Source organism: Luteimonas sp. MJ250 (assembly GCF_039548455.1).
Lineage (GTDB): Bacteria > Pseudomonadota > Gammaproteobacteria > Xanthomonadales > Xanthomonadaceae > Luteimonas.
This window is the reverse complement of record NZ_JBCLVB010000012.1, coordinates 88,640-100,371: the sequence shown is the minus strand read 5'-3', so window position 1 is coordinate 100,371 and position 11,732 is coordinate 88,640. Positions and strand designations below refer to the sequence as shown.

Below are 11,732 nucleotides of genomic sequence, written 5' to 3'. Positions count from 1 at the left end.
ACGCAGGCCGCATGCTCACCTATACCTGCGTGGGCTGCCACGGCATCGAGGGCTACAAGAATGCCTATCCGCACTACCACGTGCCCAGGATTGGCGGCCAGTCCAGCGAATACCTGGTCAACGCGCTTACCGAGTACCGCAACGGCACGCGCAAGCATCCGACCATGGAAGTCCAGGCGCAGAGCTTTTCCGACCAGGACATCGCCGACATCGCCGCCTTCCTTTCGGGCCTGACGCAGTGAGCCGCGCCATGAAGACTTCCGCACTCGGCCTTGCCGTCGCACTGGGCACCAGCCTCCTCCTCGTTGCCTGCGGGGGCGCACCGGCGGAGCCGGGCCTGGTGCAGGCCACCTCGGTCAACTCGCTCCCCGTGGGCCGCATCGCCGAAGGCGAGGCGCGCGCCAACGTCAAGGGCGAGGCCACGGGGCAGACCTGCATCGACTGCCATGGCGCAGATGGCAACGCGCCGCTGGACGCGACCTATCCCAAGATCGGCGGCCAGTACAGTGACTACCTGGCGCATGCGCTGCAGGCTTACCGCAGCGGTGATCGCGACCATCCGCTGATGTCCAACCAGGCGCGCGACCTCGACGACCAGCAGATCGCCGACCTCGCCGCGTACTTTGCATCGCGACCGGCGCAGGTCCGCGACCTCCACGGGGTCCACAGCATCAACTGAGGTCGACGCCCGGCAAGAGCTGTCCACTAAGCCCGCCATGCGCGGGCTTCGTGCCGTCTGGACATCCGTAAGCAGTACCGCAGCCCGACGGGGCCTTCGCTCAGGACTCCGGCGGCGGGCCGAGGCTGTCCTGGTCCTCCTGCAGCTCCCGCTTGAACGGGACCTCCGGGGGCGGGCGCGCCGCCGCCGGCTGCTCCTGCAGGTTGGGATCGACGATGCCGCAGCCGCCGCCAAGGGCGAGCATGACGGTGACGCAGCGGATCGACTTGGTGGTGCCGGGGATCGGGATCAGCACTTCGGTGACGCTGCGCCGCACCCATTCCTCGAGCAGGCTCTCGCTGGGCATCCAGAAGCGATCGAAGGACGTCGGCTCGTAGTCGTAGGGCGGGCGCTTCAGCCAGGTGCCGTGGCGGTCGATGTTCTCGAAGTCCTCGGTGATCGTGCCCGGCGGCAGGCCGCCGCCGACGCGGCCATCGCCCGGCAGGCGCGGGCTGCCGTCGGCATTGAACAGGCCCGCGGCACCCGGCGTGCCGGCCTGCCGGCCGGGCACATTGCGCGCGGAGTCACCCCAGTCGTCGCTGGCACCCGCGGACGGAAGCGCACCTGGCGGCTGTCCGGGTCGTTGCCCGGCACCCGGCGCCCGGGCCCCGGTGCTGCGCGCGCCAGGGCCGGCCTCCGGACGGCCGCCGGCAGCGGCGCTCTGCCCGCTTGCCGCCTCTTCGGCCGCGGCCCGTTCCGACGGCGTCGACGCAGGCCGGGGGCCGGCCGTGCCGGCAGTCGCGCCGGCAGCGGCGGGAACCGGACGCGCGGCGGGCATCGGCGCCGCGCGCTCGCGAGCCGGCGGCGCGGCGGCCGCGGCCTCGCGGGTGCGGATCGGGGCGATTTCCCGCGACGGACGGACCGTGACATCGCGGGCTTCGGGAAGTTCGATCTCGCGCTCGACCACCGCCACGCCGTGGGGCGAGGGCTGCGGCACGGCCACGTCCAGCACGCGGGTCGCCGGCCCCAGTGGCACCGGCACCTCGGCGGGCGCCTGGACATCGATCTCGCGGTTCTGCACGGAGATTTCAGCCGCAGGAATGGAAGGTGCCTGCGGCGCGACCGCGCGCGCCGGCGGCACGACGAAGTCGCTGTCGGGGATGTCGACCTCGGTGACCTGGAGCACGTCGGGTACCTGGACCTGCGGCGGCGCAAGCTCGGGCACGTCGAGGACCAGCTCGCGCTCCCGCAGCGGGGGTGGTGGCGCGGCCGGTGCACTCCCAGGCGGCACGTCCGGCAGCGCTTCCGCGGCGGCCGCAACCTCCCGCGGCAAGGCGCTCGCCGCTGCCGGCGCCGCGGACGCGGGCTCCGCGGGCGATTCGACCGCTGCCTCGACCGCTGCCTCGACCGCGCCGCCGCCGCTGTCGTCCGGCGTGCCCCCGCCGATGTACTCCACCTGCAGCACGTGCTCCTCGCCGTCGCGTGCATCCTCCGGGGGCGCGGCGAAATGGAAGCGGGCGAGCATCAGCCAGACCAGCGCCGCCGCGAACAGCAGGTGCAGCAGCAGGCTTCCCGACGTCGCAATGACGCGCGTCCAGCGCTCGTCGCGGCTGGCCGGCTGCCATTCCTGGCGCCAGAGCGTGGTGAAGGCGCGCCAGCGGCCAAGGCGCTCGACCGTGCCGGCCGGCAGCGCCGGTTCACGCGCGGCAAGGACCGCGAGCAGGTCGTCCGCAGTGGCGCCGCTGATGCGCCCGGGTCGCGCAGCCATCGCCGTGAACCAGTCGCGCCAGGCCGGCGGAAACTCGCCGGGCGGCGGCAGAGGACGCAATGAGCGCCGCATGCGCCGGCGCAGGGCTTCGATCAGTTCGGCGGAAGTGAACATCCGTCGGCGTCGAAGCGTGTCGGGCGATCAGGCCGAAGCGCGCGGGATGTACGGCGCCGCACCGGTGTCATGGTCGGTGGCGTCGCGCACCGCGGTCACCCCGGGCACCTGTTCTAGCAGGGTCTTTTCAATCCCCTGCTTGAGGGTGACGTCGGCCATGCCGCAGCCATGGCAGCCACCGCCGAAGCTGAGGATCACCACGCCCTCCGCACTGACTTCCTGCACGCTGACATGGCCACCGTGCGAGGCCAGCTGGGGATTGACCACGTGCTCGATGGTCCAGCGCACGCGCTCGACCAGCGAGGCCTCGTCTTCCGGCTTCACGCCCTTGATGCGCGGCGCGCGGATCTGCAGCTGGCCGCCGGTCGCAAGGGTGGTGTAGTCGATTTCAGCGCCTTCGAGGAAGGGCACGCTCTCGGCGTCCAGCCAGAGGGTGAAGCCGGTGCAGTCCACCGCCCATTCGTCACCGCGCAGCTCATCGGGCGCGGCGAACTCCAGGCGCACGTCGGCCTGCGGCGTACCCGGGCGCGTCGCCCCCAGGCGAACGCCCATGCCGGGCACGGCCTCGCGCTCGATCAGCTTGCGGAAATGGGTCTGTGCGGAGTCTGAGATCTGGATCATGCGGGTATTCTAGCCGCCCCGCCCGGGTTTGCCGGCGATGCCGGCTCGCGAGGTACCGATCGATACCGCGCGTTCAGCAGCCCGGGCCGCCTGTCCAGGAGCCGACCATGTCCGACCACACCTCGCTTGCCCACGCCCACTGCACTCCGCGCCGCGGCCCGGAGCACCGCCTGTCCGACGCCCGGATCCGCGAACTCATGTCCGAAGTGCCCGAGTGGACCCTGGCCGAGGAAGGCAAGGCGCTGCTGCGGACCTTCCGCTTCCCCGACTACCGCCACACCATGTCCTTCGTGAATGCCCTGGCGCACATGGCCAACCGCGAAGACCACCACCCCGACCTTGGGGTGCACTACGACCGCTGCGAGGTGCGCTTTTCCACCCATGACGTCGGCGGCCTGAGCGAAAACGACTTCATCTGCGCCGCGCGCACCGACGACCTCGCCGCCTGAACCACGGCCCGGGCATCGTGTTCAGCCGAGGCGATCGAGCGCCTCGACCAGGTCGGGCGCCAGTGGCGCGCTGAGCACATAGGGCGCCTGCCCTGCATCGAGCGAGAACTCCAGCGAGGCGGCGTGCAGGAACAGCCGGCGCAGGCCGACCTTGTCGCGCAGGCGCCGGTTGGCCTCGGCGTCGCCGTACTTGTCGTCGCCGGCTACTGCATGGCCGATGTGGCGGGCGTGGGCGCGGATCTGGTGGGTGCGGCCGGTCTCGATCCGCACCTCGCAGTACGACTGTCCGCCGCGGCGCTCGAGCACGCGGAAGTGGCTGAGCGAGGGTTTGCCGGAGGGATCCACCTGGACATGGCGCTCGCCGCCCTGGCGCAGGCCGACGTGCAGCGGCGCATCGACGCTCATCACGCCATCCGGCATCCGCCCCAGCAGCAGGGCCAGATAGCGCTTGCGCAGCCCGGTGCCGGTGCCCTCGCGCATCAGCGCCTGCAGCTCCGACATCGCCGAACGCTTCTTGGCCACCACCATCAGCCCCGAAGTGTCGCGATCCAGCCTGTGGACCAGCTCCAGCTCCTGGTTGGGGCGCAGGGCGCGCAGGGTCTCGATGACGCCGAAGCTGATCCCGCTGCCGCCATGGCTGGCGACGCCGGAAGGCTTGTTGATCGCCAGCAGGCGCGCGTCCTCGAACACGACGCTGCCGGCCACGGCCTCGAGCAGGCCGGGCGACGGGCTGCCCTTGTCCGCCGGATCCTCGATCCGGACCGGCGGGATGCGGACCTCGTCGCCACCCTCCAGGCGCCGGTCGGCGCGCACGCGCCCCCCGTTCACCCGCACCTGGCCGCTGCGCACGATCTTGTAGACCAGTGAGCGCGGAGCACCCTTGAGATAGGCGAGCAGGAAATTGTCGAGGCGCTGGCCGTCGCGATCCTCGGAAATGCGGACCTGGCGTACGCCGCCGGTTGCTGGGGTCTTGCCTGGATCGGACATGCGTGGATTCCCTGCGGGGTGCTGGAAGCCGCCCTTCGCGGGGCGTCTTGCCTGAATTCTTTTCTGCTACACTCGCCGGGCGAGATAAGGTCCTGATTTCGCTGGAAGTTCCCCGGCCAAAAGCCGGCCTTCCGCGAGTCCTTCCAGAGCGCGACCACTGCCCCCGGGGCAGCCATGTTAGCGGCTGGAGGGCAGCTCCTGTGATCGCCCGGTGCACGCACCGGCGCTGAACATGTCCCGCGCGGCGCGCAGGCCTGCCCCCAAGGGGGTGCTCCTGCGCAGCCGCCGGCCCAAAAAAAGCATTATGGAACAAGCGCTCCCGCGGCCCGCCGTGGTGTGCAGCGCTGGAAGCAACCGGAGTCGCCAGGCGCTCGCGCGCCGGCGGCAGGTCAGATCCAGGCGAAACGCCCCGGCGTTCCGCGTGCGAGAGCGCGTAAGGAACGCAACAATGAAGCGCATGCTGATCAACGCGACGCAGGCAGAGGAACTGCGCGTCGCCATCGTCGATGGCCAGAACCTGTACGACATCGACATCGAGCAACCCTCCCAGGAACAGAAAAAGTCCAACATCTACAAGGGCCGCATCACCCGCATCGAGCCCTCGCTTGAAGCCGCCTTCATCGAGTACGGCGGCGAGCGCCACGGTTTCCTGCCGCTGAAGGAAATCTCCCGCGACTACTTCGCTTCCGGCGTCGACCACAACAAGGCCGGCATCAAGGAGCTCCTGCGCGAAGGCCAGGAAGTGGTGGTCCAGGTGGACAAGGACGAGCGCGGCAACAAGGGCGCGGCGCTGACCACGTTCATCTCGCTGGCCGGCCGCTACATGGTGCTGATGCCGAACTCGCCGACCGCCGGCGGCGTCTCGCGCCGCATCGAGGGAGACGACCGCGCCGAGCTGAAGAAGGCGATGGACGCGCTCGCGATCCCCGACGACATGGGCGTGATCATCCGCACCGCCGGCGTCGGCCGCGACGCCGAAGAGCTGCAGTGGGACCTCGACTACCTGCTGTCGATCTGGAAGGCGGTGGCCGAGGCCGCGCTGAGCAAGCCCGCGCCGTTCCTGATCTACCAGGAATCGCGCCTGATCATCCGTGCGCTGCGCGACTACATGCGCGCCGACGTCGGTGAGATCCTGGTCGACACGCCGGAGATGTACGAAGAGGCGAAGGAATTCGTCGAGCTGGTGATGCCGCACAACCTGCGCAAGCTCAAGCACTACACCGACGACGTCCCGCTGTTCAATCGCTACCAGATCGAATCGCAGATCGAGAATGCGTACGAGCGCACCATCCGCCTGCCCTCCGGCGGCGCACTGGTAATCGACCAGACCGAGGCCCTGACCGCGGTCGACGTCAACTCGGCGCGCGCCACCAAGGGCGGCGACATCGAAGAGACCGCGTTCCACACCAACCTCGAGGCCGCCGAAGAGGTGGCCCGCCAGCTGCGCCTGCGCGACCTCGGCGGCCTGGTGGTGATCGACTTCATCGACATGTCCTCCAACAAGCACCAGCGCGAGGTCGAAAACCGCCTGCAGGGTGCGTTGAAGTACGACCGTGCACGCGTGCAGCTTGGCCGCATCTCGCGCTTCGGCCTGCTTGAGATGAGCCGGCAGCGCCTGCGCCCGAGCCTGGGCGAGTCCAGCCAGATCGTGTGCCCGCGCTGCGAGGGCCATGGCCGCATGCGCAGCGTCGAATCGCTGGCGCTGGCGATCATCCGCCTGGCTGAAGAGCATGCGATGAAGGACAACACCGGACAGGTCCTGGTCCAGGCCCCGGTGGAAATCGCCAACTACCTGCTCAACGAAAAGCGCAGCGCCCTGCGCGAGATCGAGAAGCGCCACGACGCGCCGATCGTGATCGTCGCCGACGAGCAGCTGCATACGCCGCATTACGAAGTCACCCGCCTGCGTACCAACGAGCTCGACGACGAGTCCGCGAAGCCGAGCTACCGCCGCGGCACGCCGCGCAAGGTGGCGACCATCGCGCTGACCAAGGCCAACCTCAACGTGCCCGCGGCCGCAGTCACCAAGGTCCAGCATTCGCGCCCGGCACCGGTGCGCGAGCCGCGCCCGGCGCCCGAGGCGGCGCCGGCACCCGCTCCGGTGGCTGCGCCCGCCGCGGTGCCCGCCCTGCCGGCGATCGCCGCCAGCGGCGGGATCGTCGGCTGGCTGAAGGCCCTGTTCGTGGGCCAGCCCGAGGCCGATGCGCGCAAGCCGGCCGCGGACAAGTCCGGCGGACAGCGCCGGGGCGAACGGGGTCCGCGGCAGGAGCGTGACGGAGGACGTGACGCAGAGCGCGACGGTCGCGGCGGCAAGGGTGGTGGTCGCCGCGATGGTCGTCGTGGCAACGGCGGACAGGGCGCGGGCCGGCAGCAGAAGGCCACGGCCCAGAGCAGCCAGGACGGCCACGACAGCCCCGACAGCCAGGCAGCCACGGCGCAGAAGCAGCCGCGCGAGAAGCCGGCACGCGAGAAGCGCACCGAGCGGCCGGAAGGCGAGCGTGGTACCCAGGGCCGCAGGCGTCGCATCGAAGAAGTGCAGGTCCCGGCTGCGGGCGACAAGCTCGCGCAGGACGCTGACGACAAGGCAAGGGTGGTGGCTCCAGCGGCGACCGGGATTGCAGCCGCGGCCGCAAGCGGCTCGACGGCTTCGCAGACTCCGGCCGTCGACCCGGGCACGCAGGGCGACGGCGCACGCCGCAGCCGCGCGCCCGCGGCTTCGCCCAGCGATGAGCAGCCGGGCTCGGAGGGTGCCGACACCGGCAATGCCGTGAATGCCGGGACGGCAGCCGGCGACTCCGACGACGACTCCGGCCAGGCCGCGCAGAAACGTCGCCGCGGACGCCGCGGTGGCCGCCGTCGCCGTCGCGGTGCGGGCGAAGAGAGCAGTGGTGACAACGCCAACGGCGTCGACATTGCAACGGGCGAGGATGCTTCGGACGTTCCGGTTGCACGCAGCTCGCAGCCGGAATTCGACTTCGTCGACGATGCGCAGGCGTCGAAGCCCGTCCAGCACCGTTCGCCGGCGGCGGATGCGACCCCGGCCGCTTCGGCCGCTCCTGCCGCGCCGGACACTGCGGAAACTCCGAAAGCCGCCGCCACTCCGGCAGCCGTGGCCGCCACCGCGGTCGCAGCGACGGTCGTGCGGCAGCAGACGCCGGAACCAGCGGGCGCGAGCATCGGCGAGCCTGTGGATGCGAAGCCGCAGGGCGCCGCGAACGCAGGCATGGACCGGGTCGAGGACACTTCTGCGCCTGCGACCGGGACGTCCGTGATCGAGACCGCGCCGGTGGCTCCGGCAACCGAAACGCCGGCGATCGATGCGCCGGCGGCCGAGGCCCCTGCAGCGACGCCGATCGGGACCGTGCCGCCTGCAAGCTCACAGCCGCGCGGCCTCTTCGACGGGCTCGAACCCGCGTCCGACGCAGCCTCGTCGCCCGCGCCTGCAGCAGCTGAAGCCGCCGCGCTCGACCAGCCCGTGGCCGAAGACGTGGCGCCGACCGACGCCGCTGCGGAAGCAGTCGCGGATGCGGATGCGGATACGGACGCCGAAGACGCGGCCAAGGATGCGGCGAACCCCGCGCCGCGCTCAGAAGACGATCAGGCGCCCACCGGCGCCTGATCGAAGCCCCCCGCGTACGCTAGACGATGGCGTGCGCGGGATCGGCCATGCCGTACTGGCTGGCCAGGCGTGCAAGCGCGATGTTGTCGTGCACCTGCAGCTTCTCGAACAGTCGCGTCTTGTGGGTGTTGATGGTCTTTGCGCTCAGGCTCAGGCGGCGCGCGATTTCTTCCTGGCGCATGCCCTGGATCAGGAGCATCGCGACTTCGGTCTCCCGCGGCGACAGCGCATCGAACGGTGATTCCGCCGCGTCGAGGCCCGACAGGGCCAGCAACTGCGCCACCTTGCTCGCCAGGAACCTCCGTCCTGCCGCGACCTCGCGGACAGCGCGCAGCAGCTCCTGTGCATCCCCGCCCTTGCCGACGTAGCCTGCGGCCCCCGCGGCAATCATCCGTTTGGGCATCGGTCCGTCCTCGAGCACCGACACCACGATCACCCTGGGGCCGTACTCGCCCCGGACGATGCGCTCGGTGACCTCCAGCCCGCTGACGCCGGGCAGGTGCAGGTCACAAAGTACGATGTCGGGCTTCAGCGCCCGGATCTGCGGCAGGGCATCCTCGCCGCATTCGGCTTCGCCCACCACTTCGATGTCGGCTTCCGCCGACAGAATCATGCGCATCCCGGCGCGTACCAGTGCGTGGTCATCCACCACGTAGACTCTGATGGTCATCCTTGTCCCCTTCGCCACGTTTCATGAACCCCTGCCACGAGGCTAGCGCCGGTGGCGAGGTGTCGCAAGCAGGAGCGGGACGCAGTACCGGACACAATGTGATGCGGCGCGCAGCGCGCGAGAAAACGACGGGAAACGATTGGCAATTTGGTGGAAGAGGTGGGATTCGAACCCACGAATGGTTTCCCATTGCCGGTTTTCAAGACCGGTGCCTTCAACCGCTCGGCCACTCTTCCGCAACTGCCTGGCGGGATCGTCCTGGAGCGTCGAACTGCCGTGTCCGATGCCGGGCGATCACGCGCCGCGATTGTCGCACGACATGACGCAGGCGGCCCTTCCCTCCGTGCCGCCCGGCCGGCGTCAGGCCGCGGCGGCCGGCGCGCCCGCCGCGGCGTGTCGTTCGCCGCAGCTCTCGCAGTCCAGGCGCGACGCCTCGATCAGCGGCGGCAATTTTTCCGCCAGGAAATCGATGAACACGCGCACCGCCGGCAGCAGGCCGCGGCGCGATGCGAACACCAGGTGCGCGATGCCCTGCGGCAGGCGCCACTCGGGCAGCACCACTTCCAGCTCGCCGCTGCGGACCGCGTCGGCGCACAGGGTTTCCGGAAGCATGGTGATGCCCAGGCCCTGGCGGGCCAGCGACATCAGCATCGGAAAGTCGCCACCCGCGACCCGCGGCTTGAGGTCGATGCGCCGCACTTCGCCATCGACGCCCTGGAGTTCCCAGCGCTGGCGGACCTCGTCCTCGCTCATGGTCATGGTGGTGTGGTCCTTGAGCTCTTCCGGCGCGACCGGTCGGCCGGCACGCTCCAGGTAGGTCGGACTTGCGACCAGCAGCTCCTGGATCTGGCCGAAGCTGCGCATCACCAGGCTGCCGTCGTCATCGAGCTTGTTGCGCACGCGGATGGCAACGTCGAAGCCCTCGTTGATGACGTCGACGCGGCGATTGTTGACGTGCATCTGCACGCGAACCTGCGGGTAGCGCGCGAGGAACTCGGGCAAAAGCTTCGGCAGCTGCTGCTGCGCCAGGCTCACGGGCACGCTGGCGCGGACAATGCCGCGCGGCTCGGCGCTCAGGCGGTCCACGACCTCGCGCGCGGCGGTGGCTTCGGCCAGCATCGACTGGGTGTGGCGATAGACGCTCTGGCCGACGTCGGTCACCGCGAAGCGGCGCGTGGAACGCTGCAGCAGGCGGACGCCGAGTTCGGTTTCCAGCTGGCTGATGCGCCGCGAAAGCCGCGACTTCGGAATTCCCAGCGCGCGTTCCGCCGCGGCAAACCCGCCGTGGTCGACGACCATGGCGAAATAATAGAGATCGTTCAGATCCTGCATCTGCCCTTACCTCACCGAAACAATTGCTGATATTTCAGCACAATTGTCCCATATCCGCAACGAATAGCGGTGGGCTGGTTCATCAAACCGGAGGACAGAACCATTCCCGGATGCCGGCGCCCTCCCCGCGATCTGGAGACCGGGCTGCAGCCACGCCGAAGGTCAGCGGATCGCGTCCACGCCACCCATATAGGGCCGCAGCACCTCGGGCACCGTGATCGATCCGTCAGCCTGCTGGCCGTTCTCCATGACCGCCACCAGCGCGCGGCCAACGGCCACGCCGGAACCGTTGAGCGTGTGCACCGGTTCCGGCTTGCCGCTGGCATCGCCGCGCCAGCGTGCCAGCATCCGGCGGGCCTGGAAGTCGCCACAGTTGGAGCAGGAGGAGATCTCGCGCCACGTGTCCTGCGACGGCAGCCAGACCTCGAGGTCGTAGGTCTTGCGCGCGGCAAAACCCATGTCACCCGAGCACAGCAGCATGCGCCGGTACGGCAGGCCGAGGCGCTCGAGCACCACTTCCGCGCAGCGCGTCATGCGTTCGTGTTCGGCATCGCTGTCGTCGGGGCGGGTGACCGAAACCAGTTCGACCTTTTCGAACTGGTGCTGGCGGATCATGCCGCGGGTATCGCGCCCGTAGGCACCGGCCTCTGCCCGGAAGCACATCGAGTGCGCCGCCATGCGCAGCGGCAGCGCCGCGGCGTCCACGATCGTGTCGGCGACCAGGTTGGTCAGCGGCACCTCGGCGGTGGGGATCAGATAGCGTTTCGAAGCCGCCTCGCCTTCGCCAACGATGGTCGCGAACAGGTCGTCCTCGAACTTCGGCAGCTGCCCGGTACCGCGCATGGCTTCGGCGTTGACCAGCACCGGCACGCTGGTTTCGCCATAGCCGTGCTCGTCGACGTGCAGGTCGATCATGAACTGCGCCAGTGCGCGGTGCAGGCGCGCGAGCTGGCCGCGCAACACGGTGAAGCGCGCACCGGACAGCCGCGCGGCCGCGTCGGCGTCGAGCCAGCCGTGGCGGGCGCCAAGGTCGACGTGGTCGCGGATCCTGAAATCGAACACGCGCGGCGTGCCCCAGCGGTGCTGTTCGACGTTGCCGGCTTCGTCGCTGCCGGCGGGCACGCTCGCGTCGGGGAGGTTGGGGATGCCCATGGCAATGGCATCCAGCTCGACGCGGATGCGCTCCAGCTCGCCCTCCGAGGCCTTCAGTTCATCGCCGAAGCCGGACACCTCGGCCTTGATCGCCTCGGCCTTCGCGATGCTGTCCGCGGCCTGTCGGGACTCACCGGCAGCCTTGAGGCGCGCGGCCGATCCCATGAGCATGCCGATCTCCTTGCTGCGGGTGTTGCGCAGGTTCTGGAGCTCCTGCGTGCGTACCTGCAGCGCCTTGCGACCTGCTTCGAGGGTTTCGAACGCGCCGGTGTCGAGCTCGAAGCCGCGGGCCTCGCGCAGGCGCAGGGCGAGCGCGGCAGGGTCCTGGCGCAGAAGATTGGGATCAAGCATCGCGTCGCTTC

Annotated in this window: 10 protein-coding genes and 1 tRNA gene; 4 read left to right on the top strand and 7 right to left on the bottom strand. The window is 69.9% G+C overall.

The features are described 5' to 3' along the window. The first annotated feature begins 11 nt into the window (after positions 1 to 11). Both WCE37_RS10165 and WCE37_RS10160 read left to right on the top strand, forming a co-directional pair. Entirely contained in the window at positions 12 to 242 is a 231-nt protein-coding gene (locus tag WCE37_RS10165) for a cytochrome c (RefSeq protein WP_343254039.1), read from the top strand. Between the two features lie 8 nt (positions 243 to 250). Continuing rightward, positions 251 to 679 carry a cytochrome c gene (locus WCE37_RS10160; RefSeq protein ID WP_343279257.1) on the top strand — a complete coding sequence of 143 codons (429 nt, stop codon included), beginning with the start codon at positions 251 to 253 and terminating at the stop codon, positions 677 to 679. Positions 680 to 779: 100 nt separating this feature from the next. Here the strand turns inward: WCE37_RS10160 and WCE37_RS10155 are convergent, their stop codons facing one another. Both WCE37_RS10155 and WCE37_RS10150 read right to left on the bottom strand, forming a co-directional pair. Next, a complete protein-coding gene (locus WCE37_RS10155; protein ID WP_343279256.1) occupies positions 780 to 2,540 on the bottom strand; it encodes a hypothetical protein in 1,761 nt (586 codons plus the stop codon). Between the two features lie 27 nt (positions 2,541 to 2,567). Beyond that, positions 2,568 to 3,161, bottom strand: a complete 594-nt coding sequence (locus WCE37_RS10150; RefSeq protein ID WP_343254023.1) for an NfuA family Fe-S biogenesis protein — start codon at positions 3,159 to 3,161, stop codon at positions 2,568 to 2,570. 107 nt (positions 3,162 to 3,268) lie between these two features. On the opposite strand from WCE37_RS10150, the gene WCE37_RS10145 reads away from it, so the two are divergent. After that, the gene (locus tag WCE37_RS10145) at positions 3,269 to 3,610 is read left to right on the top strand and encodes a 4a-hydroxytetrahydrobiopterin dehydratase (RefSeq protein WP_343279255.1); all 342 of its coding nucleotides are present in this window, start codon (positions 3,269 to 3,271) and stop codon (positions 3,608 to 3,610) included. 21 nt (positions 3,611 to 3,631) lie between these two features. On the opposite strand, the gene WCE37_RS10140 is transcribed toward WCE37_RS10145, so the two are convergent. Continuing rightward, positions 3,632 to 4,597, bottom strand: coding sequence for an RluA family pseudouridine synthase (locus tag WCE37_RS10140; RefSeq protein WP_343279254.1), 966 nt, complete (start codon positions 4,595 to 4,597; stop codon positions 3,632 to 3,634). 448 nt (positions 4,598 to 5,045) lie between these two features. Between WCE37_RS10140 and WCE37_RS10135 the strand changes: the two genes are divergently transcribed. Beyond that, the gene (locus tag WCE37_RS10135) at positions 5,046 to 8,216 is read left to right on the top strand and encodes an Rne/Rng family ribonuclease (protein ID WP_343279253.1); all 3,171 of its coding nucleotides are present in this window, start codon (positions 5,046 to 5,048) and stop codon (positions 8,214 to 8,216) included. A gap of 19 nt (positions 8,217 to 8,235) precedes the next feature. On the opposite strand, the gene WCE37_RS10130 is transcribed toward WCE37_RS10135, so the two are convergent. The 4 genes from WCE37_RS10130 to serS form a co-directional block, all read right to left on the bottom strand. Next, positions 8,236 to 8,886, bottom strand: a complete 651-nt coding sequence (locus tag WCE37_RS10130) for a response regulator (RefSeq protein ID WP_343279252.1) — start codon at positions 8,884 to 8,886, stop codon at positions 8,236 to 8,238. A 148-nt stretch (positions 8,887 to 9,034) separates the two neighbouring features. Next, positions 9,035 to 9,122, bottom strand: a tRNA-Ser gene (locus WCE37_RS10125). Between the two features lie 124 nt (positions 9,123 to 9,246). Continuing rightward, positions 9,247 to 10,218 (bottom strand): LysR substrate-binding domain-containing protein, encoded by a 972-nt coding sequence (locus WCE37_RS10120; protein ID WP_343279251.1) that lies wholly within the window; start codon positions 10,216 to 10,218, stop codon positions 9,247 to 9,249. A 162-nt stretch (positions 10,219 to 10,380) separates the two neighbouring features. Next, entirely contained in the window at positions 10,381 to 11,721 is a 1,341-nt protein-coding gene (gene serS / locus WCE37_RS10115; protein ID WP_343279250.1) for a serine--tRNA ligase, read from the bottom strand. Positions 11,722 to 11,732 lie beyond the last annotated feature (11 nt).

Coding starts and splice junctions, on each gene's coding strand:
- WCE37_RS10165 (WP_343254039.1), top strand. CDS start 12: ATGCTCACCTATACCTGCGTGGGCTGCCACGGCATCGAGGGCTACAAG.
- WCE37_RS10160 (WP_343279257.1), top strand. CDS start 251: ATGAAGACTTCCGCACTCGGCCTTGCCGTCGCACTGGGCACCAGCCTC.
- WCE37_RS10155 (WP_343279256.1), bottom strand. CDS start 2,540: ATGTTCACTTCCGCCGAACTGATCGAAGCCCTGCGCCGGCGCATGCGG.
- WCE37_RS10150 (WP_343254023.1), bottom strand. CDS start 3,161: ATGATCCAGATCTCAGACTCCGCACAGACCCATTTCCGCAAGCTGATC.
- WCE37_RS10145 (WP_343279255.1), top strand. CDS start 3,269: ATGTCCGACCACACCTCGCTTGCCCACGCCCACTGCACTCCGCGCCGC.
- WCE37_RS10140 (WP_343279254.1), bottom strand. CDS start 4,597: ATGTCCGATCCAGGCAAGACCCCAGCAACCGGCGGCGTACGCCAGGTC.
- WCE37_RS10135 (WP_343279253.1), top strand. CDS start 5,046: ATGAAGCGCATGCTGATCAACGCGACGCAGGCAGAGGAACTGCGCGTC.
- WCE37_RS10130 (WP_343279252.1), bottom strand. CDS start 8,886: ATGACCATCAGAGTCTACGTGGTGGATGACCACGCACTGGTACGCGCC.
- WCE37_RS10120 (WP_343279251.1), bottom strand. CDS start 10,218: ATGCAGGATCTGAACGATCTCTATTATTTCGCCATGGTCGTCGACCAC.
- serS (WP_343279250.1), bottom strand. CDS start 11,721: ATGCTTGATCCCAATCTTCTGCGCCAGGACCCTGCCGCGCTCGCCCTG.